23 protein-coding genes are annotated in these 23,193 nt (G+C 78.1%); 7 read left to right on the plus strand and 16 right to left on the minus strand.

Features of this window, described 5'->3' with window-relative positions; all coding sequences use genetic code 11:
- Positions 1–7 precede the first annotated feature (7 nt).
- Positions 8–1,174 (plus strand): zinc-dependent alcohol dehydrogenase, encoded by a 1,167-nt coding sequence (locus tag WDV85_RS11680; RefSeq protein ID WP_339570771.1) that lies wholly within the window; start codon positions 8–10, stop codon positions 1,172–1,174.
- Positions 1,175–1,269: 95 nt separating this feature from the next.
- Here WDV85_RS11680 and WDV85_RS11685 read toward each other — a convergent pair whose 3' ends face one another.
- From WDV85_RS11685 to WDV85_RS11740, 12 genes are all read right to left on the minus strand, one after another.
- A complete protein-coding gene (locus WDV85_RS11685) occupies positions 1,270–1,476 on the minus strand; it encodes a hypothetical protein (RefSeq protein ID WP_339570772.1) in 207 nt (68 codons plus the stop codon).
- Positions 1,473–1,937 (minus strand): ANTAR domain-containing protein, encoded by a 465-nt coding sequence (locus WDV85_RS11690; RefSeq protein WP_339570773.1) that lies wholly within the window; start codon positions 1,935–1,937, stop codon positions 1,473–1,475. Before WDV85_RS11690 ends, WDV85_RS11685 begins: the two co-directional genes overlap by 4 nt.
- A 606-nt stretch (positions 1,938–2,543) precedes the next feature.
- A complete protein-coding gene (locus tag WDV85_RS11695; protein WP_339570774.1) occupies positions 2,544–3,272 on the minus strand; it encodes a GAF and ANTAR domain-containing protein in 729 nt (242 codons plus the stop codon).
- Positions 3,269–4,015: a GAF and ANTAR domain-containing protein gene (locus tag WDV85_RS11700; RefSeq protein ID WP_339570775.1), complete on the minus strand. Its 747-nt coding sequence runs from the start codon at positions 4,013–4,015 to the stop codon at positions 3,269–3,271. Before WDV85_RS11700 ends, WDV85_RS11695 begins: the two co-directional genes overlap by 4 nt.
- Before the next feature lie 197 nt (positions 4,016–4,212).
- Positions 4,213–4,470 (minus strand): hypothetical protein, encoded by a 258-nt coding sequence (locus WDV85_RS11705; RefSeq protein WP_339570776.1) that lies wholly within the window; start codon positions 4,468–4,470, stop codon positions 4,213–4,215.
- 130 nt (positions 4,471–4,600) lie between these two features.
- Positions 4,601–5,305: a ThuA domain-containing protein gene (locus tag WDV85_RS11710; protein WP_339570777.1), complete on the minus strand. Its 705-nt coding sequence runs from the start codon at positions 5,303–5,305 to the stop codon at positions 4,601–4,603.
- Positions 5,298–6,491: a Gfo/Idh/MocA family protein gene (locus tag WDV85_RS11715; protein WP_339570778.1), complete on the minus strand. Its 1,194-nt coding sequence runs from the start codon at positions 6,489–6,491 to the stop codon at positions 5,298–5,300. Before WDV85_RS11715 ends, WDV85_RS11710 begins: the two co-directional genes overlap by 8 nt.
- A 159-nt stretch (positions 6,492–6,650) precedes the next feature.
- The gene (locus tag WDV85_RS11720; RefSeq protein ID WP_339570779.1) at positions 6,651–7,253 is read right to left on the minus strand and encodes a hypothetical protein; all 603 of its coding nucleotides are present in this window, start codon (positions 7,251–7,253) and stop codon (positions 6,651–6,653) included.
- Positions 7,250–8,035 (minus strand): DUF6286 domain-containing protein, encoded by a 786-nt coding sequence (locus tag WDV85_RS11725; protein ID WP_339570780.1) that lies wholly within the window; start codon positions 8,033–8,035, stop codon positions 7,250–7,252. Before WDV85_RS11725 ends, WDV85_RS11720 begins: the two co-directional genes overlap by 4 nt.
- Before the next feature lie 212 nt (positions 8,036–8,247).
- Positions 8,248–8,427: a hypothetical protein gene (locus WDV85_RS11730; RefSeq protein ID WP_339570781.1), complete on the minus strand. Its 180-nt coding sequence runs from the start codon at positions 8,425–8,427 to the stop codon at positions 8,248–8,250.
- 64 nt (positions 8,428–8,491) lie between these two features.
- Positions 8,492–8,884, minus strand: a complete 393-nt coding sequence (locus WDV85_RS11735; RefSeq protein WP_339570782.1) for a hypothetical protein — start codon at positions 8,882–8,884, stop codon at positions 8,492–8,494.
- On the minus strand, positions 8,881–9,354 hold the full coding sequence (locus WDV85_RS11740) for an Asp23/Gls24 family envelope stress response protein (RefSeq protein ID WP_339570783.1): 474 nt from the start codon (positions 9,352–9,354) through the stop codon (positions 8,881–8,883). The genes WDV85_RS11735 and WDV85_RS11740 overlap by 4 nt, the downstream gene beginning before the upstream one ends.
- Before the next feature lie 196 nt (positions 9,355–9,550).
- On the opposite strand from WDV85_RS11740, the gene WDV85_RS11745 reads away from it, so the two are divergent.
- From WDV85_RS11745 to WDV85_RS11755, 3 genes are all read left to right on the plus strand, one after another.
- Positions 9,551–10,102: an RNA polymerase sigma factor gene (locus WDV85_RS11745; RefSeq protein ID WP_339570784.1), complete on the plus strand. Its 552-nt coding sequence runs from the start codon at positions 9,551–9,553 to the stop codon at positions 10,100–10,102.
- On the plus strand, positions 10,099–10,779 hold the full coding sequence (locus tag WDV85_RS11750; protein WP_339570785.1) for an Asp23/Gls24 family envelope stress response protein: 681 nt from the start codon (positions 10,099–10,101) through the stop codon (positions 10,777–10,779). Before WDV85_RS11745 ends, WDV85_RS11750 begins: the two co-directional genes overlap by 4 nt.
- Positions 10,780–10,903: 124 nt before the next feature.
- A complete protein-coding gene (locus tag WDV85_RS11755; protein ID WP_339570786.1) occupies positions 10,904–11,866 on the plus strand; it encodes a diguanylate cyclase domain-containing protein in 963 nt (320 codons plus the stop codon).
- A gap of 154 nt (positions 11,867–12,020) precedes the next feature.
- On the opposite strand, the gene WDV85_RS11760 is transcribed toward WDV85_RS11755, so the two are convergent.
- A complete protein-coding gene (locus WDV85_RS11760) occupies positions 12,021–14,717 on the minus strand; it encodes a sensor domain-containing protein (RefSeq protein ID WP_339570787.1) in 2,697 nt (898 codons plus the stop codon).
- Between the two features lie 164 nt (positions 14,718–14,881).
- On the opposite strand from WDV85_RS11760, the gene WDV85_RS11765 reads away from it, so the two are divergent.
- On the plus strand, positions 14,882–15,940 hold the full coding sequence (locus WDV85_RS11765; RefSeq protein WP_339570788.1) for an alpha/beta fold hydrolase: 1,059 nt from the start codon (positions 14,882–14,884) through the stop codon (positions 15,938–15,940).
- A 212-nt stretch (positions 15,941–16,152) separates the two neighbouring features.
- Here WDV85_RS11765 and WDV85_RS11770 read toward each other — a convergent pair whose 3' ends face one another.
- The 3 genes from WDV85_RS11770 to WDV85_RS11780 all read right to left on the minus strand — a co-directional run bounded on the left by WDV85_RS11770 (position 16,153) and on the right by WDV85_RS11780 (position 20,827).
- Positions 16,153–17,499: an alpha-amylase family glycosyl hydrolase gene (locus tag WDV85_RS11770; protein ID WP_339570789.1), complete on the minus strand. Its 1,347-nt coding sequence runs from the start codon at positions 17,497–17,499 to the stop codon at positions 16,153–16,155.
- Between the two features lie 132 nt (positions 17,500–17,631).
- Positions 17,632–19,092, minus strand: coding sequence for a dihydrolipoyl dehydrogenase family protein (locus tag WDV85_RS11775; protein ID WP_339570790.1), 1,461 nt, complete (start codon positions 19,090–19,092; stop codon positions 17,632–17,634).
- A 49-nt stretch (positions 19,093–19,141) separates the two neighbouring features.
- Positions 19,142–20,827, minus strand: coding sequence for an alpha-amylase family glycosyl hydrolase (locus WDV85_RS11780; protein ID WP_445263311.1), 1,686 nt, complete (start codon positions 20,825–20,827; stop codon positions 19,142–19,144).
- A gap of 197 nt (positions 20,828–21,024) precedes the next feature.
- Between WDV85_RS11780 and WDV85_RS11785 the strand changes: the two genes are divergently transcribed.
- Both WDV85_RS11785 and WDV85_RS11790 read left to right on the plus strand, forming a co-directional pair.
- Positions 21,025–21,873 carry a hypothetical protein gene (locus WDV85_RS11785; protein ID WP_339570792.1) on the plus strand — a complete coding sequence of 283 codons (849 nt, stop codon included), beginning with the start codon at positions 21,025–21,027 and terminating at the stop codon, positions 21,871–21,873.
- Positions 21,874–21,942: 69 nt separating this feature from the next.
- Positions 21,943–23,178: an FAD-binding domain-containing protein gene (locus tag WDV85_RS11790; protein WP_339570793.1), complete on the plus strand. Its 1,236-nt coding sequence runs from the start codon at positions 21,943–21,945 to the stop codon at positions 23,176–23,178.
- Positions 23,179–23,193: the final 15 nt, after the last annotated feature.

Consider the following 23,193-nt stretch of genomic DNA (forward strand, 5'->3'; position numbering starts at 1 on the left):
AGCTGACATGCGCGCCCTCGTCTGGAACGGCGTCAACGACCTGGCGGTCGAGACCGTCGACGACCCCACGCTGCTCAACCCGCACGACGTCGTCCTGCGGGTCGGCCTGACCGTGACCTGCGGGTCGGACCTCCACCTCATCGACGGCTACCTGCCCGGCATGCGCCCCGGCGACGTCTTCGGCCACGAGTTCATGGGCGAGGTCGTCGAGGTGGGCTCGCAGGTGAGCCGCACGAAGGTGGGCGACCGGGTGACCGTGCCGTCCTTCGTCTCGTGCGGGGAGTGCTGGTACTGCTCGCGCGGCATGCCGTCGCTGTGCGACACGACCAACCCCAACGCCGCCCTCCAGCAGCCGGTCCTCGGCTACCCGGGCGGCGGCATCTACGGGTACACCCACCCCTTCGGCGGCTACCAGGGCTCGCACGCCGAGTACGTGCGGGTGCCGTTCGGCGACGTCAACTGCTTCACGGTGCCCGAGGACGTCACGGACGTGCAGGCGCTCTTCGCCTCCGACGCCCTCGCGACGGGGTACACGGGCGCCGTCTTCTGCGACGTGCAGCCGGGCGACACCGTCGCCGTCTTCGGGGCGGGCGGCGTCGGGCTCATGGCCGCGGCCAGCGCCCGCGCGCTCGGCGCCGGGCGCACGATCGTCGTCGACCGGCTGCCCGAGCGGCTCGACCTCGCCCGCGCGCAGGGGTCGGAGGTCGTCGACTACGCGGCGGTCGACTCCGTGCAGGAGGCGCTGCGCGAGATGACGGGCGGCCGCGGGCCGGACTCGGTCGTCGAGGCCGTCGGGATGGAGGGGCACGGGACGGGCGTCCAGCAGGTCGTCGACCGGGCCAAGCAGGCCGTGCGCGCCTCGACGGACCGGGCGACGCCGCTGCGCGAGGCGATCATGGCGTGCCGGAAGGGCGGGGTCGTCTCCGTCCTCGGCGTCTACGGCCTCACCGACTCCTTCCCCATGGCGATGGTGACGAACAAGGGCCTGACGATCCGCTCGGCGCAGCAGTTCGGCCAGACCCACATGGCCGCGATGCTCGAGCACGTGCAGGCCGGGCGGATCGACCCGACGCCGCTCGCGACCCACACGATGCCGCTCGAGGAGTCGGTCGAGGGCTACCGCCTCTTCAAGGAGAAGGAGGACGGCTGCGTGCGCGCGGTCTTCCGGCCCTGACGTCCCGGCCCTCCCACCTCGCAGGCGCTGAGGTGGGAGCCTCTCGTCGCGGTAGAGCACGACGAGGGGCTGCCACCTGACGTCGGCCGGCCTCGTCAGCCGGCGGCCTCCGGGCCCCGGGTGCCGTAGCGCCGCCGCGGCGGGACGCCGGCGTTCTGGCGCCGCTGGTCCTCGAGGTGGGCCAGGCGCACGCGGCACAGCGGGTCGTGGACCCCCGCGAACGCCCCGGGGTGCACGTCGGGCCAGCGGCGCGCGTACTCCTCGGCGCAGGAGCAGGTCGTGGCGGCGGTCGCCCGGCTCACCGGACCACCGCCGCGGCGCCGGCGCGCCCCTGCGCCCGGGCCACCAGACCGGCGGCGAGGACCCTCAGCTTGGTGTTCGTGCGCTGGCTCTCCGCCGCCAGGAGCGTGAAGGCCTCGTCGGCGTCCACCTCGTGCACCGCCATGAGCACGCCCTTGGCCTGCTCGATGACGGCGCGCGAGCGCATCGCCTCCTGCAGCTGCTCCGCCAGCCGCACGGCCGCGGCGTGGGGGGCGCCCTCCAGCCCCACCGCGGCGTGCGCCGCGAAGGCCCGGCTCCGCGGGACCCGCTCGTCGCGCAGGAGGCCGCCGTCCCGGCCGCACAGCGTGATCGTGCCGACGGGGCGGTCCTCGACCCGCAGCCCGAGGACGGCGAGGGACCGGAGGCCCTGGCGGCGGGCGGTGCGCAGCAGCGCCGGGTAGTGGTCGAGGGCGCCGGGTGCGGGGTCGTCGAGGTCGCGCACAGGACCTCCCCGGAGGCCGAGGCCTCCAGCGCGGGGCCCCAGCCCGGCTCGTACTGCCGTTCGTCGAGGGCCGCGGCCACCGCCGAGGCGGCTGCCGCCGCCGCGAGCCGGCCGTCCTCGACGACGTGGACGGCGACCCCGGCGGTGCCGGGCGCCACCCGGGCGGCGAGGGCGGCCACCTGCTGCGCGTAGCGCCCGAGCGGCTGGCCGGTGCTCGTGCGCGCCAGCGCGCTGAGGTGCGCGCCCAGGTCGGCACCGGCGCCGTGCGCGCGTCCGCCGACGGTGGTGGTGGGCCCGTTCGTGGTGGGCCCGTTGGTGGTGGCGCCGTTCGTGATGGGAGGGGCGCCGGCGGTGCCGGCGCAGGGGTCGATGAGGTGGATGGTCACGGTCGTGCTCCTCGCTCGACCGCCGCGGGTTCAGGGCGGCGGCTGCTCGGCCGCGCGGCCCCCCGGGCCCGCGCGGACCGGTGGCCGCTGCGTCCTCAACACGGGCCCGCCCACCGCCCGGCGCTCACCGGACCGGTGTCGGCCACCCCCACCGATGTCGCCGACGGTAGCGGTGCGGGACGCCCCGTGTCTGTCGGAGCGGCGCTCCGGCGGACTGCGCTCAGCCGTCGACGTCGCCGGTGGCCGTGAGCGCCTGCGCGACGTCGACGAGCTCGCGGTTGGAGTCCTGGGAGGCGCGGACGAGCATCTCGAACGCCTGGTCGGCGGTGACCCGGTGCCGCCCCATGAGGATGCCCTTGGCCTGCCCGATGAGGTCGCGGTTGGCCAGGGCGCGACGGACCCCCTGCAGCTGCAGGGCGTCGGCCACGGCGATGGCGGCGTGGCTCGCGAGGAGCAGCCCGACCTGCTCGGACTCGTCGCCGAAGGCGTGGGGCCGCCGCGAGACGAGGTTGAGCGCCCCGAGGTCGTCGCCCTGGACGAAGAGCTGCAGGCACAGCGCCGAGCGGAGGCCGGCGTCGGCCGCGCGACGGCCCAGCACCGGCCAGCGCTCGTCGGCCGCCAGGTCGTCGACGCGGACGGTGAGGTGGTCGAAGGCGGAGTCCAGGCACGGCCCCTGGTTGGTCTCCATCTGCAGGAGGTCGAAGAGGCGGGGCAGCTCGCTCGAGACGCCCTCGCTCGTGATGCGGCGGCGCCCCTGCACGAGGCTCACCGAGCCCTCCTCCGCGCCGGGGACGAGCGCCAGGGCCGCGCTGACGACCCTCGTCATGACGTCGGGGGGCTCGTGGGCGTCCTGGAGGTCGTGCGCCATCTCGGCCAGCCGCACGGCGAGGTCCTGCTGCCCCGCGACGCTGCCGGTGTTCTGCGGCGACGGCCGCCCGCGGCCGGTCACCGCACGACCTCCCCCTGCTGGACGCGCGCGACGAGCTCCCCCGCCATGTCGCGCAGCTTGCGGTTGGCGTCCTGGCTCGCGCGGGAGAGCCGGGCGAAGGCCTCGTCGGCGTCCACGCGGTGCACGGCCATGAGCACGCCCTTGGCCTGCTCGATGACGGCCCGCGAGCGCATCGCCTCCTGCAGCTGGTCCGCGAGCCGCGCGGTCGAGCCGTAGAGCGACGCGTTGGCCAGCGCGACGGCCGCGTAGGACGCGAAGGTGCGCGCCAGCACGAGGGTCTCCTCGTCGAGGTCGCCGCTCGTGCTGTAGAGGTTGAGGGCCCCGACGACGCGGTGGGGCACGGGCATGCCGACCGAGGCCGCGGAGCGCACCCCGAGGCGAGCGGCCGTGCGCGCGAAGGCGGGGTAGACGCCGTCGGTGGCGACGTCGACGCGCAGGGTGTCCCCGGACTGCGCCGCGTCGAGGCAGGGCCCGAAGCCGGCATCGTACTGGCGCTCGTCGAGCTGCGCGGCGACGGGCGTGGTGAAGGCGGCGGAGCGGGCGCGGCCGTCCTCGACGAGGGTGACCGAGAGGCCGTCGACGCCGGGCAGGGTGCCGGCGGCGAGGTCCGCGACCCGCTGGAGGTACTGGCCCAGGGGCTGGTCCAGCATGAGGCGGCCCAGCTCGGCGAAGGCGCGCTCGACCCCGGGCGGGGGGAGGGGGGCGTCGGCCGGCGTCTCGGCACCGGCGGGTGTCGTGGGCATGGGGTCCTCCTGGAGCCCCACCACCCAGGGGTGGTGGCACGGACCGCCGACCGCGCGAGGGCGACCTGCGGGCCGGGGGGCTGGGTCATCAACCCGACCGCCGGCACGCCGACGGCTGGACCGGCCGTCGCCACCCTAGGGGCGGACGACCCCCGCGGCGACGTCGGCGACCGCCGCCGGGGCGGCGGTCGCCGTCCTCACGGCGCCGCCAGGTCGGCGCTGAGAGGCGTGCGCCGCGGCTCCCCCGTCTCCAGGGACCGCTCGTGCAGCGCCGCGGCCACGACGTCGTGCTCGTGGTCGCCCCGCTCGGCCGTCGTCGCGACCATGGGCCGCAGCAGCGCCGGGGTCACGTCGTCCCCGAGCCCCGTGCACCGCCCCGCGAGCTCCTCGATCGTGAGCCCGCTGCGCGCGAGCCCTTCCGCCAGTGCGTCTCTCGACCGTCGCGCGTCGACCACGCGCACCTCCTGCTCCTCACGGGTCCGCACCCCGGGGGCTGGAGCAGGAGGTGCCAGGCAACCCGACGCGGGCGGTTGGCGCGACCTGAGGAGCGCCGCCGGGGCGTCCGGGCGTCGGCGTCGGCGCTCCTCAGCGCTCGCGGGCCGCCCAGAGCAGGCCGCGCTCGACGATCGTGCGCACGACGGGCTGGCGCAGGACGTCGGGGTCGTGCCCCGGCGTGCAGACGAAGACGCGCCCGTCGCCCCACTGCCGGGTCCACACCGCGGGCGACGTCACGGGCCGGTGCCACTCGTCCCACGGGCGCACGGCCTGCGTCGTCGTCGCGAGGACCTCGCAGTAGTCGTCGGTGAGCACCCAGTACTGCTCGGTGACGAGGTCGAAGTCCTCGACCCCCGCGGTGATCGGGTGGTCGGCGGCCGCCGGGAGCATCTCGACCCGGTAGGGCACGTAGTTGTCCTGCGGGCCGCCCTCCCGCTCCTCCGGGGCCTTGCCCGGGTGGCAGGCGAACTGGCCGCCGACGAGCTGGAGGTAGTCCGAGGACGCGCGGTAGGAGTCGGCGATGCCGCCGTGCCAGCCGGCGAGGCCGGTGCCGCGGGCGACGGCGGCCCGCAGCCCCGCCAGCTCGTCCGCCTCGATGCTCGTCATCGTCATGCACTGGAGGACGAGGTCGACGCCGGCCATGTACTCGGCCTCGGCGTAGACGGCGGTGGAGTCCTCGACCACGCGCACGTCGAAGCCGTGCTCGCGCAGGTGGGGGATGAAGAGGTCCGTGGCCTCGACGGGGTGGTGCCCGTCCCAGCCGCCGCGGACCACGAGGGCGCTGCGCTCAGCCACGGGGGCCTCCCCCCGTCGTGGCACCGGCCAGCTCGACGAGGCCCTCCACGGGCTCCGGGCGCTCGCACGTCGTCGTCATGGCCACCGACGCGCCGGTCGCCGCGGACTCCTCCAGGCGGGCCATGACGTCGACGACGTGCAGCGCCACCTCGGCGCTCGCGCGGTGGGGGTCTCCGGAGCGGCGGGCGAGCGCGAGGTCGGCGAGCCCGTACCCGCGCCCCGCGCCCAGGTAGCCGGCTCGCGGCGGGACCTCGTCCCACACGGCGCCGCGCAGCGGCTGGCGCGCCGCCCGGGCGACCTCGACGACGCCGTCGAAGTGGTTGGGGTCGGGGACGGAGAGCGAGCCCTCGGTGCCGTGGACCTCGATCGGCGGGGTGCGTGACGCCCAGGCGTCGAAGCTCATGACGAGGGTCGTCAGCGCGCCGGAGGCGTGCTCGAGCACGCCGGTGACGTGCGTGTCGGTCGTGACGCCGACGCGCTCGCCCTCGCGCGGGCCGGACCCGATGACGCGCTCGTCGCGGGGGCGCGCGCTCAGGCCGGTGACGCGGACGACGGGGCCGAGCAGGTGCACGAGCGCCGTCAGGTAGTACGGGCCCATGTCCTGCAGCGGGCCGCCGCCCGGCTGGTAGTAGAAGTCCGGGTTGGGGTGCCAGCGCTCGTGGCCGGCCGTCGTCATCGTGGCCGTCGCGGCGTGGGGCACCCCGATCTCCCCGGCGTCGACGAGCGCGCGCGCCGTCTGGACACCGGTGCCGAGCACCGTGTCCGGCGCGCAGCCGACGCGGCGGCCGGCGCCGCGGGCGGCCTCGACGACGGCGAGGGCGTCGGCGGACGTCGTGGCCAGCGGCTTCTCGCCGTAGACGTCCTTGCCGGCGGCCAGCGCCTGCAGGGCGACGTCCGCGTGGCCGGCGGGGAGCGTGAGGCCGAGGACGACGTCGACGTCGTCGGCGGCCAGCAGGCCCGGCACGTCGAGCGCGCGGGCGCCGTCGTGCTCGGCCGCCAGGGCCTCGGCGCGCTCGGGGACGGCGTCCGCGACGGCGGTCACCCGCAGCTGGGGCAGCCGCTGCACGGCGAGGGAGTACTGGGCGCTGATGACGCCGGCGCCGACGACGCCGACGCGGAGCGGCTCGTCGGCCCCGGAGCCGGGGTGGTGGGCGGTGGTGGCGGTCGGGGGGTGCTGGTCGGTCATCCCGGTCCTCTCGCGCGGCGCTCCTGCGCGCCTGCGTGCGGCCGTCGCACGTCGTCGAGGACCCATCCTGGGGGAGCGACGCGGTGCGGCGCTCCCCCAGGGGGTGGTGCGGTCCTCCCGCGGCGGGCGAGACCGCCGCGGACGAGGCCCTCCGGAACCTCAGGCGACCGAGCGGCGGGGCTCCCGCTCGGAGCGGGCCACCCGGAGCCGGACGCGCGGGCGCAGGTCGTCCCGGCCGCCGGCCCGGTGCAGCTCGGCCGCGGCGTCGTCGGACCCGCGCGCCACGGCCCGCAGGTCGGCCCACGGCTCCACGACGGCGCGCACCTCGGCGACGAGCCGGCCCTGCTCCTCGACGACGCTCCCGTGGGCGGAGCGGACGCCGTGCGCCTGCTCGACCCGGGCGGCGAGGGCGTCGGCGAGGGCGCCGCCGTCCAGCCGGTCGCGGCCCGCGGGCCCGCCGGAGGAGGCTCCGCCCGCCCTCCGCAGCGCGAGGGCGCCGGGCGAGCGCGGCGGCACGTGGCGCAGCAGCCACGCCAGCCCGAGGAGCACGAGCACGACGCCCGCCGCGAGGCCGGCCGCGCCCCACCAGGAGGCCTCGAGGACGCCCGCCGCCCCTGCCGTGGACAGGTTCTCCGGCGCACCGGGCAGCACGGCGCCCAGCTGCCCGAGGCCCCACGCCGCGGCCCCGGCGCCCGCGACGAGGAGGACGAGGCCGAGCACTAGCAGCACGGCGCGGTCGCCGGCCGCCGACCGGCGGCTCACGACGCGCTCCCGGCGGTCTCGGTGCGCACCCGCACGCGGGGCGCGGGGCGCAGGACGCCGAGACGGTCCGCGACCGCGGCGCGCACGGCGGCGTCGTCGAGCGGCCCGGTGGCCCGGGCGCTGACCTCGACGCTGCGGCGGCCGGTGCTGGCGCCGGCCTCGAGGACGCCGTCGACGGAGCGGGCGGCGCCGGCGGCGACGCGCGCGACGTCGCGGCGGTGGAGCACCACGCCGCTGCGGGACTCGACGCCGACCCAGCGGCGGCGCCGCCGGGACAGGCCGAGGACGACGAGGAGCAGGCCGACCACCGCGACGCCGACGCCGACCGCCGCCACGGCGGACGAGGGCGCCAGGCCGTCGAGGGCCTGCACCGGGCCGGTGAGCCAGGAGCTCCCGCCGAGGACGCCGAGCGCGACGAGGCCCTCGCGGCCCAGCAGCGCGCCGAGCGCGACGACGACGAGCGCGAGGACGCAGGCCGCGACGGTGACGCCGACGGCGGCCGTGGGGGCCGGCGCGGCGCGCAGCCCGCCCGCACCCGCGGGGGCGGCGCCCGCCGCCCGGCCGGTGTCGTGCTCGGCGTCGGGGGCGAGCGCGTGCACCTCGACGTCGACGGCGTCGACCTGCACGCCGCCGAGGTCGTGGAGCCGCCCGGCGACGCGCTCGCGGACCCGCTGGGCGAGCTCCGGGGCCGGCGTCGGCCACGCGGCGCCGACGCGCACGGCCACGCGGGCGCGGCCGCCCGCGTGGTCGACGTCGACGGACGGCAGGGAGCCTCCTAGCACGCCGCCGAGGCGGCCGTCGTCCCCGCGCGCCGTCGACCTCGAGGACGGCGGTGCGGGCCAGCGCCTCGAGGACGCGGTCGGCGACGACGAGGGAGCCGCGCTCCTCCGCGGCGGAGCCCCCGCTGCCGTTCCCGTCCCGGGCGGGGCGGGGCGCCTCGGAGGGGCGGGGCCTCTCGGAGGAGCGGGGCGCTCCCCGCGCCGGTGCGGTCGCCTCAGCCACGGCGCTGGCCCTGGACGACCTCGCGGACGTCGATGCGCCCGTCGACCTGGGCGCCGACGACCCAGCCCACGGCGCCGAGCACGACGGCGAGGAGGAAGGCCCCGAAGCCGCCGACGGCGGCGGCGAGGGCGAGGAGGAGGCCGACCAGGAGGCCGGTGCTGGCGGTGGACATGGCTGCGTCTCCAGGATTCACGGGATGGGCCAGGAAGAGGGAGGCGGCGCGCGGCGGCGGCGGGTCAGCCCGCGCACCCGCCGGGCGGGGCGACGTCGCCGACGACGACGTGCACGGGGCCCGTCAGGGCCGCCAGCGGCGCGAGGGCCGCGTGGACGGCCGCTGCGGTCTGCGCGAGCGGCGCCGCGGTGGACGCCACGACGTGGACCTCGGTGGGGCGGGAGCCGTCCCCGAGGCGGACGCCGGCCACCCGGCGGCCGGGCAGGTACGTGCCCACCTCGCCGAGCGGCCCGCCGTGGAGGTCGACGACGCCCGGCGCGGCGAGCACCGCGGCGCGGACGCGGTCGGCGCCGGTCGGCTCCTCGACGGGGGCCTCCTCGAGGCGGGTCTCCTCGGCGGGCGCCTGCTGGACGGGCGCCGTCCCGGGGCGCGGCTCGCCGGCGGGGGCCGCCGTCACCGGACGCGGGAGGTCTTCTCCTCCCCGTCCTCGTCGTCGTCCTGGCCCGGGATGTGGATGTCGGTGACCTCGACGTTCACCTCGGTGACCTCGAGGCCCGTCATGCGCTCGACGGCGGAGATGACGTTCCGGCGGACGCCGCGGGCGACGTCGGCGATGCTGGCGCCGTACTCGGCCACGAGGGTCACGTCGACGGCGGCCTGGCGCTCGCCGACCTCGACGGAGACGCCCTGCGCCACGTTGGTCGACGCGCCCGGGATGCGCTCGCGGATCTGGCCGAAGGCGCGCGCCGCCCCGCCGCCGAGGGCGTGGACGCCGGCGACGTCGCGGACGGCGACGCCCGCGATCTTGGAGACGACCTGGTCCGCGACGGACGTCCGGCCCTGCGAGGTCGTCAGCTCCGACCCCGCCCCGGAGGACGACCCGTGCTGGGCGGCCTGGCTGCTGGTCGTGGACGTCGACTGGCTCATCGTCGTTCCCTTCCGGCCCTGGTGGGCCCGGTGTGGCGGCCCGCTCCCGAGCCGCTCGTACGACGTTGGACGACGCCCGGCCGCTGCAGCGCACGCAGCTCCTCGTGTGATCTGCGTCACACCGGAGAGCGGCTGCCGACGAGGGGCGACAGCCCTCGACGGGCGGGTGGTCGCGCCCTCCGCTACGACTCTCCCGGTGGACTCGGACGGCACGGCGCAGGGCGACGCGGCCCTCGTCGCCCTGGCGCGCGAGGGCTACAGCGGCGCCTTCGAGGAGCTGGTGCGGCGCCACCAGACCCGGGCGCACACCCTGGCGGTGCGCATGCTGGGGGACCGGCACGAGGCCGCCGACGTCGTCCAGGAGGCCTTCGTCAAGGCGTGGACGGGCCTGCCCCGCTTCGACGACCGCGCGGCGTTCTCCACGTGGCTGTACCGGGTCGTCGTGCGCGAGAGCATCGACCACCAGCGGCGGCGCGCCCGGCGCCCGCTGCCCCTGGAGCAGGACGTCGACCGGCCCGCGACCGACCGGACGGACGCCCTCGTCGAGCAGCGGGTGCGCGAGGATGCCCTGCGGCGGGCGGTGCGCGCGCTGCCCGAGGAGCAGCGGGCGGCGCTCGTGCTCACGGCCTTCCTGGACCTCGAGCACGCCGAGGCCGCCGAGGTGCTCGAGACCACGCCCGACGCCGTCCGCGGGCGCGCCGCCCGGGCGCGCCGGGCCCTGATGCGCGAGATGGGGGAGTGGGCATGAGCGATCACGACCCCGCGGGGGGCGGCCGCGACGCCGGCGCGACCGACGACCCGGCGGAGGGGCCCGACCTCGACCGCGACGCCCAGCCGTGCGGCACGCCGACCGACGCGCTGCTCGACGTCGCCTCGGGCGAGCCCGCGCCACCGGACCTCGCGGACCACGCCGGGACGTGCGTGCACTGCCGGGCCGTGCTGTCACGGGCGGAGGAGCTGTGGGAGCCGGTGCGGCAGATGGCCCGTCGGGAGGAGCCCCCTCCGCCGGACCTGGTCGCCTCCGTCATGGCCGCGGTGCGCCGGCTCGGCCGCGAGCCGCTCCACCTCGTCCTGCCGGACGAGCGGGGCACCACGCGCGTGGGCGCCGCGGTGATCGCGCGCATCGCCGAGGAGGCCGCTCGCCGTGCCGTCGGGGTCGCCGCCGTGCTGGCGCGGGACACGCGCGCCGAGCTGGTGGACGAGCCGGAGGGCGGCGCGTCGGACGGGGCGCCGGGCGGGGCGGGAGCGGTCGGGGTCGCCGACCGCCTGGTCGTCGTCGCCCTCGCCGTGGTGACCGACCTCAGCCGCCCGATCCCCGCGGTCGCCGACGACGTCCGCGCCCGGGTCGCCCGCGATCTCGTCGGCCTCACCGGCCGCGGGGGCGCGCAGGTCGACATCTACGTGCACGACGTCGTCACGGGCTGACCGTCGGACCGGGGTCCCGGAACGGGCCTCCCGACGGACGGGGGCGGCCACCCGGACGGCCGCACCCGGGCCGGTGAGGGGACGCCGTGGTACAGCCCCGCAGGGGCGTGCCGACGCTCCTGCCATGGACGTGGGGGTGGCGCCGCTCGGCGCCGGAGGTCCGGGGACGAGGGGCGACGCCGTCCCCGCCCGGCGAGCACCGGGGGGCGGCCTGCGGGCCGGAGCCGGCCTGGAGGCCGCCGTCGTGGCGAGCTCGCCGGCGCTCGTCTGCGTCATCGGCGGCGACGGGCGCATCCTGCTCTTCAACCCCGCGCTCGAGCGCTCGACCGGCTGGCGCGCCGAGGAGGTGCTGGGCCGCAGCATCTACGAGGTGCTCGCGGTGCCCTCCGAGGCGGCGCTCACCCGCGAGTTCGTCGAGGACGCGGTCGCGACCGGCGTGGCCCACGGCCAGGAGGGCCAGTGGCTCGACCGCTGGGGCGGCGTGCGGCGCGTGTCGCTGCTGACGAGCGTCGTCCGCGACGAGCAGGGCCGGGCGACGGGCGTGGCCTGCGTCGGCGTCGACGTCACCGAGCAGCGCCGCGAGGAGGCGCGCCTGCGCGAGGCCGCGGCGAGCGACCCGCTGACGCGCCTGCGGAACCGGACGGCGCTGCTCGCGGCGCTCGCCGCCGAGCTGCGGTCCGGAGCCGTGGGCACCGGCGTCCTCTTCTGCGACCTCGACCGCTTCAAGGCGGCCAACGACACCCACGGCCACGACGTCGGCGACCAGCTGCTCGTCGAGGTGGCCGCGCGCCTGCGCGCCGTGACCGACGGCGACGACGTCGTCGCGCGCCTCGGCGGCGACGAGTTCGTCGTCCTCCTGCGGCGCGGCGGCGCCGGACGGCTGTCCGCGCTGCGCGAGGCCGTCGACGCCGCGCTCGCCCGCCCCTTCGAGACGGCGCACGGCTGCGTGCTCCTCGGGGCGAGCGTCGGCGCGGCGCTCGGCGCGCCCGGCGACGACGCCGAGCGGCTGCTCGCCGCGGCGGACCGCCACATGTACGGCATCAAGAGCCGGCGCCGGGAGCGCCGCCCGGTGCCCGACCCGCGCTGACGACCCGCCGACGACCTCGGACGCCGCCCCTGCCCGTGCCCGCGGACTTCGCGGGCCGCGGGACGGCCCTCGGGGTCCGCGCTCGTGCGGCGGTGACGGCGTGCCGGCCCTCGAGGTCCGCGCTCGCGCGGTCGAGGTCGGGCCCGGGCCGGGCTCAGTGCGGGAGCAGCGCGTCGGCGCCACCCCGCGGGGCCGGGGGCCGGACGGCGTCGCCGGTGCGGCCGGCGCGCACGCTGGCGCGGCCCTTCCCGGCGCGCTTGGCGTCGTACATGGCGGCGTCGGCGTCGCGGAGCAGGGCCTCGGCGCTCGCGCCGTCCCCGGCGGGGCGGACGCCGACGCTGGCGCCGACGACGACCTCGACGCCCGCGCCCTCGAGGTGCACCGGCCGCGCCAGCTCCTCGACGACGCGCCGGGCGAGCTCCTCGAGGTCGCGCGCGGGTCCGGCGGCGGAGCAGAGCGCGGCGAACTCGTCGCCGCCGAGCCGGGCGACGACGTCCTCCGGGCGCAGGCAGCCGCGCAGCCGGCGGGCGACGTGCTGGAGCAGCTCGTCGCCCGCGGGGTGGCCGTGGGCGTCGTTGACGGCCTTGAAGCCGTCGAGGTCGAGGTAGAGCAGGCCGAGCGCGCGCGCCGCCCCGCCTCCCGCGACGGCCTCGAGCCGCTCGCGCAGCAGCAGGCGGTTGGGCAGACCGGTGAGGGCGTCGTGCCGCGCCTGGTGGGAGAGCCGCTCCTCGGCCTCGCGCTGCGCCGTGACGTCCTCGACGAGGCAGACCACGTAGGGGTCGCTCGCGACGGGGCGCACGACGGCGGCCGACACCGATCCCCAGCGGCTCGAGGAGTCGGCCCGGAGCACCCTCCGCTCGCACCGCACGCGCTCCTCCGTGCCGGCGAGGAGGTCCCGGAGCGGGCCCTCCCGGTCGTCCGGGTGCAGGAGCTCGAGGAGGCTGCGGCCGAGGAGGTCCTCCTCGTGGCGGCCGGTGAGCGCGCACGCCGAGCGGTTGACCCGCAGGAGGCGCCCGGGCGCGGCGGGGTCGAGGGAGGCCAGGAGCATCGCGGAGGGCGCCACCTCGAACCCGAGGCGGAACAGCTGCTCGGAGTCGGCGAGCCGGCGCTCGGCCTCCAGGCGTCCCGTGACGTCGGTGGCGACGCAGATGAAGCCCGTGGGCGCGCCGGCGTCGTCGCGCACGGCGGTGGTCGTGAGCTGGACCTGCAGGGTCGAGGCGTCGGCGCGGCGGTAGGTCCAGCGCCGCGTCTCGTGCCGCCGGCTCCGGGCCACGGACACGAGCGCGTCGAGCGCGGGGGCGCCGTCGGGCAGCGCGAGGGCCCGGGCGCGCCGGGCGAGCTCGTCGGCGTCGTGCAGCTCGACGAGGGAGCGCCCGAGCAGCTGGTCGCGCCCGCACCCGAGCATCCGCTCGGCGCCCGCGTTGACGACGGTGACGACGCCCGCGGCGTCCGCGCCGATGATCGACTGCTCGGTCGCCCCGTCGAGGACGCCGGCGAGGAGGTCGCGAGCACGGGCGAGGTCCGCGGCGGCCTCGCGCGCGGCCGACACGTCGACGTACGCCGCGACCGCGCCCGAGGGCGTGCCGTCCGCCTCCGGCGGCAGGGGGCGAGCCGCCACGGAGAGGACGGCGGTCCCCCGGCCGGGGCGCTCCACCCGCACGTCGACGCCGTCGACGCTCTCCCCGGCGAGCGCCCGCGCGACCGGGAGGTCGGCGGCGTCCAGGGGGCTGCCGTCGAGCCGGGAGAAGCGGTAGTGCTCCGACCAGCGGGCCATGGGCAGCTCGCCGGACACCGACCCGACGAGAGCCTCGGAGGCCGGGTTGCGCCGGAGCGCCCGGCCCGCCGCGTCGTAGACGTCGAGGCCCGTGCCGGTGGCGGCGAAGACCGCCTCGAGCAGGGCGTGCTCGCGGCGGTGCGCGGCGAGGGCGTCCTCGCGCTCGTCGCGGTGCAGGGCGAGGACGAGGCTCAGCAGCGCCACGACGGCGATGAAGCACTGCGCCTGGACGACGGCCTCGGGCGTCGGGAGGTCGGCGAAGGGCCCCGAGCGCACGAGCGTCGCGGCGATCACCACCGTGGCGGAGGTGATGACGTGGCCGGCGACGGCCGTGGTCGAGCGGCGCAGGGCGTGCCACACGCTCACGGGCAGCAGGGCGAAGGGGAGCAGGTCGCCCGCGGCGAACCAGAAGACGTCGGCGTAGCTCGCCGCGAAGGCCAGGACCATGAGGGCGCGCTCGCGCCGTCCGGCGGCGCCGTGCTCGCGCGGCCGCGGGCGCGCCAGCAGGCGCAGGGCCAGCGGCACGACGACGACCAGGCTCACGAGGTGGCGCACCCAGTACGCGGCGGCGGTGGTCGCGGCGCCGGCGACGTCGTCGGCGGCGCCCAGCACGACGGCGGCCAGGGCGAGCAGCGCCCCGGCGGCGCCGGCCGCGAGGGCGGCGGCCGCCGTGAACCACCAGAGGTCCCGCGTCCCCCGGAGGCCGGTGGCGCCGTCGGCTCCGGGACGGCGCGCGTAGACCTCGACGACGGCGAGCGCCTGCGCGGCGTTGAGCACGCCGAGGACGAGCGACAGGTCTGTCCGCATGCCGGTGGCGGCGATGACGGCGCCGACGACGCCCGCGACGACGATCGCGCCGGGGAGGTAGCACCGCGTGCCGCGCAGGACGGCGAGGGCGACGACGGCGACGCCCGCCGCGGGCCAGACGAGCGAGAGCTCGCTGTCCGCGGGGCGGGTCAGGCGGCCCAGGACGGACGCGGCGACGAGCGCCGCGAGGAGGAGCACGAGGGTGGCGGGCCGAGCGACGGCGCGGTCCTCCGCCCCGTCGCTCGCCGCGGTGGTCTCCACGGTGCCCATGGGTGCTCCTCGGCAGGAGGGCGCGGCGGCTTGAGCCCGGGGTCCTGGCTGGTGTCCTGGCCGGGGCCCGGCCAGGGTCCGGCCGGCGACCGGGGTGGTCGACCGGGACCGTCGACCGGGGTGCCGGTGCGGTCGCCCGCGCGGTGGACCGGGATGCTGGGGCGATGGACCCGTTGGAGCCCGACGCCGCCCGCGCGCAGCGGCGGGTGCTCGGGCGGGCCGTGCGGGAGGCGCGGGCGGCGCTGGTGCGCCTTCCCCTGCCCGACGCCGCTCGCCTGCCCGGCACGGTCGTGCTCCCGGGCGGTCGGCCCGTCCGGCTCCCGCTCACCCGGCGCGCGCGGCGGCGGGCGCTCGTGCGGAGGGTGGCCGCCGCAGCCTTCCCGCTGGCGTCGCTGGCGGCGTCCTACCTCGTCGTCGTCCGCCGCCCCTCCGGCGGGGACGTCGTCGCGCGGATGACGCACCGCGAGGTGTCGCCGACGGCGGGCGCCGGGTCGGGCACCGACGTCCCCCGGCTCCCGTCGTCGAGCGGGACGCCGGCCGGGTCGCTGCCCCCCGTGGTGCTCGTGCACGGCCTCGGCATGTCCTCGCGCTCGATGGAGGGCCTGGTGCGCGGGCTGGGGCGCTCGACGCGCGCGCTCGCGCCCGACCTGCCCGGCTACGGCCGCAGCCCGCAGCCGCGGTTCGGGATGCTCGACGTCGAGCAGCTCGGCGACGCCGTCGCCACGTGGATGCGGGCCCACGACGTCGGCCCCGCGGTGCTCGTCGGCCACTCGCTCGGCGCCCAGGTGGCCGGGGAGGTGGCCCTGCGCGCCCCCGACCTCGTGCTGCGGCTCGTCGCCGTCGCCCCGACGGGCGACCCGGCGCGCCCGCGCGTGCGCGAGCTCGCCGGCCGGCTGGCGCAGGACGCCCTGCGCGAAAGCCCCGGCCTGTGGCTCGTCGCGACCCTCGACTACGTGCGGGCCGGCCCGGGCCAGATGGTCGCCCTCATGCGCCGCGCGCTGCAGCGGGCCCGGCAGGAGCTCGACGACCGGCTCGAAGTGCCGCTCCTCGTCGTCCGCGGCGACCGGGACCCGGTGTGCCGGGCCGGGTGGTGCGAGGACCTGGCCTCCTCGGTGCCGGACGGGCGCTGCGCCGTCGTCCCCGGGGCGCACGGCGTCACCTACGACGCCCCGCCGGAGCTCGTCGACCTCGTCCTGGCCGAGGTGCGCGCCGCGGCGCGCTGACGCCGGGCGCGGACGGCCCGCCACGACCTGTTCGTCGGAGGTGACCGTGCACGGTCACCTCCGACGAACAGGTCGTGGCGGGCCGTCCGCGCCCGGCGTCAGCGNGCGCGTGGTCACGGCGGCCATGGTCGTGCACGCCTGCGGACCTGTTCGACGGAGGTGACCGTGCACGGTCACCTCCGACGAACAGGTCCTCCGGGGCGTCGGTCTCGTCAGCCCGCGAGCACCGCCCAGCCGTGCGGCGGCAGGACGACGCGGTCGCCGTCGAGCCGCGCGCCGTCCCCGGCGAGGACCTCGCGGGCGCCGGGGGCCTCGAGCGCGACCTCCTCGTCCTCCAGCGAGAGGGCCAGCAGCAGGCGCTCGCCGCCGGACGGGTCCTCCGAGGCGACGACGAGGCGCCGGTTCTCCACCGCGACCACCGCCGGGCGGGCGGTGTGCAGCCACCGGTGGCGACGGCGCAGCGCGACGAGCTCCTGGTGGCGGTGGAAGACGGGCAGCCCGACCGGCGAGAGCTCCTCCGGCGCCGCGGGGAAGGACGGGCGGACGTCGTCGTCGCCGCCCTCGCGGTCCTCCTTGACCCCGCGGTAGGCGTGCTCGTCGCCGTAGTAGACCGACGGCGTCCCGCCCACCCCGAGGAGGACGACGAGGGCGTGCGCGAGGTGGCGCTCGTCGGACAGGCGGCTGGCGATGCGGGTGACGTCGTGGTTGCCGACGAAGGTCTGCGGCGTGAAGGCGTCGAGGAACTCGGCGTGCCGGCCGAGGGCGTGGCTCAGCTCCCAGAGGTTGCCCTCCTCGAGGCTCGACCACACCGCCTTCCACAGCTCGTACTGGGTGACGGCGTCGAGGTGGCCCTCGCGGACGACGCCCGCGTAGTCGCCGTGGATGACCTCGCCGAGCAGGTACGCGTCGGGGTGGCGCTCGCGCACCCGGTCGGCCACCTGCGCCCAGAACGCCGTCGGGACGGCGTAGGCGGCGTCGAGGCGCCAGCCGTCCACGCCGCGGTCGAGCCAGTGGGACATGACCTCGGCGACGTGGTCGACGACGGCGGGCGAGGAGTGGTCGAGCGCGACGAGGTGGTGGTGGCCCTCGAAGTCGTCGTAGTCGGGCTCGACGCCCGGCTGCCACCCGCCCTCGGGCCAGCGCAGGCGGAACCACGACGCCGTCGACGCCGAGGGGCCCTGCTCGAGCACCTGCCGGAAGGCCCAGTGGTCGCGGCCCACGTGGTTGAAGACGCCGTCGAGCAGCACCCGCACGCCCTTCTCCCGGGCCGCGGCGAGCAGCGCGTCGAGGTCGGCGTCGTCCCCGAGGCGGGGGTCGACGCGACGGTGGTCGACGGTGTCGTACCCGTGCGTCTGCGAGGCGAAGACGGGGCCGAGCAGCAGGCCGTTGGCGCCGAGCGCGAGGAGGTGGTCGAGCCAGCCGACGAGGTGCGGCAGCCGGTGGACGACGGGTCCCTGCGGGTCGCCCGCCTTCTCGGCCCCGACGAAGCCGAGGGGGTAGACGTGCCAGAAGACGGCGTCCCGCACCCAGGCGGGACCCTCGACGCGCGCGGTGCTCATGGCCCCACCCTCCCGCACGGCGGGGGCGCCCCGCGCGCTCGCGGGATGCGCCCGCACGAGGGCGAGTCGTCGCCTGTTCGCCCTCCGGGGGTGCGCGGGCGGGGCGAGTCGTCGCCTGTTCGCCCTCGGGCGTCAGCCGGTGGTGTCCTGGTCGGCGTGCTCGTACGACGTCGGCGCCGAGGAGAGCAGGTGGCGCGCGGCCGCCCCGATGACGGCGCTGTACGTCGGGTAGGCGTACTCGACCCGGGCGAGGGTGGCGACGTCGACGCCCGCGGCCATCGCCGTCGTCACCGCCTGCACCACCTCGACCGCGCTCTCGCCGACGGCGTGCGCCCCCAGCAGCTGCTCGCGCCGGCTGTCGGCGACGAGCTTGAGGAAGCCGCGGGTGCGGTCGTCGATGACGGGGCGCTCCATCTGCGCGAAGGGCACGAGCGCGACGACGCAGCCCGGGTCGCGCTCGCGGGCCTGCGCCTCGGTGAGGCCGACGTCGGCGTAGTCGGGGTCGGTGAAGCCGCCCGCGGGCAGCAGCTCGTGGCGGCGGCTGCGGCGCGGCCCGAGGACGGCGTTGACGGCGGCGTCCTCGGCCTCGCGGTGCGCCGCCTGCACGAGCATCGACTCCTGGTTGGCGTCGCCGACGGCGTAGACGTGCTCGACGTTCGTCCGCAGGTGCTCGTCCACGGGGATGCCCCGGCCGCTGTGCTCGACACCGGCGGCCTCGAGGCCGAGCCCGTCGAGGGACGCGGGCCAGCCGGTGCTCATGAGCACGGCGTCGAAGACCTCGGAGCGCTCCCCCCCGCCGTCGTGCTCGCCGTCGGTCCAGGTGAGCCGCACCCCGTCGCCGTCGCGCTCGAGCGAGGAGACGCCCGCGAGGCCCGTGCGCACCCGCACGCCCTGCTCGACGAAGGCGCGGTGGACGGCGGCGGAGACGTCCTCGTCGGTCTGCGCGAGGATCCGCGGCGCCACCTCGAGGAGCGTCACCTCGCTGCCGAGGGCGTCGAAGACGGTGACGAGCTGCGCGCCGGTGTTGCCCGCGCCGATGACGGCGAGGCGCCGGGGCACCTCCGGCAGGTCGAGCACCTCCTCGGGCAGGACGGCCAGCTCGGCGCCCGGGACCGGCAGGCGCCGCGACCGCCCGCCGACGGCGACGACCACCGACCGGGCGCGCAGACGGCGTCCCGACCCCTCGAGCTCGACCTCGTGCGGCCCGGTGAAGCGGGCGCGGCCCTCGAGGACGAGGTCGACGCCGGCGGCGGCGAGCTTCTCCGGCTCGGCCTTGGCCTCCTGCACCCGCTCGATCGTGGCCCGCACCCGCGCGACGGTCCGCGCCCAGTCGACGGGCTGCTCGGTGACGGCGAGGCCGTAGTCGCCGGCCTGGCGCACCTCGCGGACGAGCCGCGCCGTCTTCGCGAGCACGCGCGTCGGCACGCAGCCGGTGTTGACGCACGTGCCGCCGGTGCGGCGCGCCTCGACGAGCGCCGTCCGCGCGCCCAGTCCCGCGGCGCGCAGCGCGGCGGCGGTGCCGGCGGGGCCGCCGCCGATGACGAGGACGTCGTACTCGGGCGTCTGCTCGGGCTGCGGGCTCTGCTCGCTCACGCCGCCATCGTCGGGCGGCCGACGGCGGCGCGCTCGACGAGCGTCGACCTCAGCCGCGCCCGTCGTCCTCGACGACCACCCAGGCGCCCGCGTCCCCCGGCAGGTCGCCGTCCTCGACCGGCGCTGAGGCCACGAGCACCCGCGCGCCCGCCGGCAGCGCGACCGGCGCGGCGCCGAGGTTGACCCACGCCTGCACGTCCGTGCCCTCGCGGGCCAGCGCCAGGACGTCGGGCGACGGCGTCTCCAGCCACCGCATCGGCCCGGCGGGGGCGAGGTGCTCGCGCCGCAGGGCGAGGAGCCGCCGGTAGAGGGAGAGGGTGGACGTCGGGTCGCCGTCCTGGGCCGCCGCCGTCAGCGCCGCCCACCCGGCGGGCTGCGGCAGGTGCGGCTCCGCGGCGGGCGACCCGTCGGCGCGGGTCGGCGGGGAGAAGCCGAAGGGCGGTGCGTCGCCCGACCACGGCAGGGGCACCCGCGAGCCGTCGCGGCCCGGGTCGGTGCCGCCGGAGCGCCAGTAGATCGGGTCGGAGCGGCGCTCGGCGGGGATGTCCTCGACCTCCTCGAGGCCCAGCTCCTCGCCGAGGTAGAGGTAGAGGACGCCGGGCAGCGCCGCCGTCAGCACGACGGCGGCGCGGGCGCGGCGCCGTCCGAGGTCCAGGTCGGGCACCTCGGTGGGCCAGCGGGCCCGCTCGGTCTCGTTCGTGCCCTTCTCGGGGAACTGGGTGCGGGCGTAGCGCGTGGCCTGGCGGACGACGTCGTGGTTCGTCAGCACCCAGGCGCACGGCGCGCCCGTCAGCTCGGCCATGGCCAGCGAGCGGTCGACGACGTCGCGCCACGGCCGGGCCCGGAACGCCACGTGCAGGGGCTCGAACTCGAAGGCGGTGTGCAGCTCGTCGGGGCGCAGGTAGAGCGGCAGGCGCTCGGCGCGGCGGGCCGGCCACGCCTCGGCGACGAAGACCCGCGGCGGGTCGTAGGAGTCGGCGAGCGCCCGCCACTCGCGCCAGACGTCGTGGACCTCGTCCTGGTCCCAGCCCGGGTGCTCCTCGGTGCGCCGGTCGCGGCCCGCGGCGTCGGGCAGGCCGGGCGCCTTGACGAGGCCGTGCGCCACGTCGACGCGGAACCCGTCGACCCCGCGGTCGAACCAGAAGCGCAGGACGTCGAGCATCTCGTCGGCGACCTCGCGGTTCGACCAGTCGAGGTCGGGCTGCTCGGGCGCGAACATGTGGAGGTACCAGTCGCCGGGCTCGCCGGTGGCCGGGTCCGTCGTCCGGGTCCACGCCGGGCCCCGGAAGCAGCTCTCCCAGTCGTTGGGCGGCTCGGCGCCGTCCGCCCCGCGCCCGGGCCGGAAGAGGTAGCGCGCGCGGGCGGCCTCGTCGCCGGCGAGGGCCGCGCGGAACCACGCGTGCTGGTCGCTCGTGTGGTTGGGGACGACGTCGAGCAGCACCCGCATGCCCAGCGCGTGCGCCTCGCGGACCAGCGCCTCGGCGTCCTCGAGCGAGCCGTACCGCGGGTCGAGGCTCCGGTAGTCGGCGACGTCGTACCCGGCGTCGACCATCGGCGAGGCGTACCAGGGGTTCACCCACACCGCGTCGACGCCGAGGTCGCGCAGGTGCGGCAGGCGGGCGCGCAGCCCGGCCACGTCGCCGACGCCGTCGCCGTCTCCGTCCGCGAAGGACCGTAGGACCACCTGGTAGACGACGGCCGTCCGCCACCACGCGCGGCCGGCGTCGGCCGGCACGTCGAGGGGCGCGACGCCGTCGAGGGCCGGGTCGGCGGGGTCCGGCTCGGGGGTGCGCGTGGTCACGGCGGCCATGGTCGTGCACGCCTGCGGACCTGTTCGACGGAGGTGACCGTGCACGGTCACCTCCGACGAACAGGTCCCGTCGTCCACAGGGGCACCGACGCCCGGCACCTGGCCTGGGCGAGTCTTCGCCCGTGCGCAGGGGCGTGGTGCCGGACGAGGTGGGCAGGGCGGCGCGAGCGCAGGCCGGGTGCGTCTCCCACGCCCAGCTGCGCGAGCACGGCGTCGGCCCGGACGTCGTCCGACGGCGGGTGGCGGCGGGGCTGTGGCAGGTGCGCGGCCCGCAGGTCGTCCTGCACGGCGGCCCGCTGGACGTCGGGGCCCGGCGGGCCGCGGTCGTCCTGGACGCGGGCGAGGGGGCGGCCCTCGGGGCGTGGACGGCGCTGGCCGTGCACGGCCTCGAGGGCTGGGAGCGGGACGTCGTCCACGTCGTCCTCCCGCCCGGACGGCGTCGCGCGCCCCTGCCCGGCTCGGTGCACCACGTCTCCCGGCGGTGCCGCGACGAGGACGTCGTCGTGCGCGACGCCCTGGCCGTCCACCGCGTCGAGCGTGCCGCCGTGGACGCCGCGGCGTGGTCGCCCGCCGACCGGACGGCCGGCGGGCTGCTCGCCGCCGTCGTCCAGCAGGGCCTCAGCACGCCCGCGCGGCTCGGTGCCGCGCTCGACGTCGCCGGGCAGGTGCGGCGCGGCGCCGAGATGAGGGCCGTGCTCGCGGACCTGGCCGGCGGCTCGCAGGCGATGTCCGAGGTCGACCTCGTGCGGCTGTGCCGGCGGAACGGCCTGCCGGTGCCCGTCCGCCAGGCCGTGCGGCTCGACGCCACGGGCCGACGGCGCTACCTCGACGCCGAGTGGCGCCTGCCGGACGGGCGCCGCGTGCTCCTCGAGGTCGACGGCGTCGGGCACCTCGACCCCGCGCGCTGGTACGACGACCTCCTGCGCGCCCATCTCGGGCTCGCCGTCGCGGGACCTGTTCGCCGCACGTGACCGTGCACGGTCACGTCCGGCGAACAGGTCGGACGGGCGCACCGTCGTCGCCCGGGTGACGATCAGCCGGTGCCCCTCCTGCCCGCTCCGCCGACCGACCGGGACGGCGTCGTCGCCTACGTCGCCGAGCACCTGTCCCACCTCACGTGCGACGAGCCGGCCGCCTACGGGACGTCGAGCATCCGCGGCGGGCAGGCCGCGGCGGACGCGGCGCTCGCCGCGCTCGACCTCACCGGGTACGCGCGGCGGCGCAGCGTCGTCGCCCCCGAGAGCGGTCGCGGCGCCACGCGGCTGAGCCCGTACATCCGGCACGGGCTCCTCCCGCTGCCCGAGGTCTGGGACGCCGCGGCGGACGCCCCGGCGAAGGACCGCCAGCGCTTCCGCGACGAGCTGCAGTGGCAGGAGTACAGCCGCCACCTCTACGCCCGGGTGGGCCGCGACCTGCGCGAGCCTCTGCGCGCCGGCTCGCCCGTCCCCGCGCCGGGCGCCCCGCCCGCCGACCCGGGCCTGCAGCGGGACCCGTGGCCCGAGCGGATGGCGTGCATGGCCGCGACGACGGGCGAGCTCCACGAGCAGGGCTGGCTCGTCAACCAGACCCGCATGTGGATGGCGTCGCAGTGGGCCGTGCGCGCCGGCGCGGACTGGCGCGAGGGCCGCGACGAGATGTACCGCCACCTGCTCGACGGCTCGCCCTTCGCCAACGGGCTCGGCTGGCAGTGGACCGCCGGCACGGCCACGGGCAAGGTCTACGGCTTCAGCCGGTGGCAGGTGGAGAAGCGGGCGCCGCAGCTGTGCCGCTCGTGCGCGCTGCGCGACGCGTGCCCGGTGCAGGACTGGCCGGAGGCGCAGTCGGGGGCGCGCGTCGAGGGCCCGCCGGGCCTGTCCGGCGGCCCGACCGACGCCGGCCCGCGGCGCCCCGAGGTCACCGGCGAGCCCGAGGCGGTGTGGCTCACGGCCGAGTCGCTCGGCGACGCCGACCCCGCGCTCGCCGCCCACCCCGACCTGCCGGCCGTCTTCGTCCTCGACGAGCCCCTGCTCGCCCGCCTGCGGCTGTCGGGCAAGCGGCTGGTCTTCCTCGTCGAGACCCTCGCCGAGCTCGGGGCGCAGGTGCACCTCGGGGACCCCGTCGAGGAGCTGGCGGGGCGCCCGCTCGCGACGACGTGGACCTTCGCGCCCGGCTGGAAGCGCCGCTCGGTGCGGCTCGACGTCGTCGCGCTCCACCCGTGGCCGTGGCTGCGCCGCCCCGGCTCGGGATCCCTGCGCTCCTTCTCGGCCTGGGTGCGGTCCGCACCCGGCCGCGGGTGAGGCGCCCGGTGGCGC

It is taken from the genome of Pseudokineococcus sp. 5B2Z-1 (genome assembly GCF_037482305.1).
Taxonomy (GTDB): domain Bacteria; phylum Actinomycetota; class Actinomycetes; order Actinomycetales; family Quadrisphaeraceae; genus Pseudokineococcus.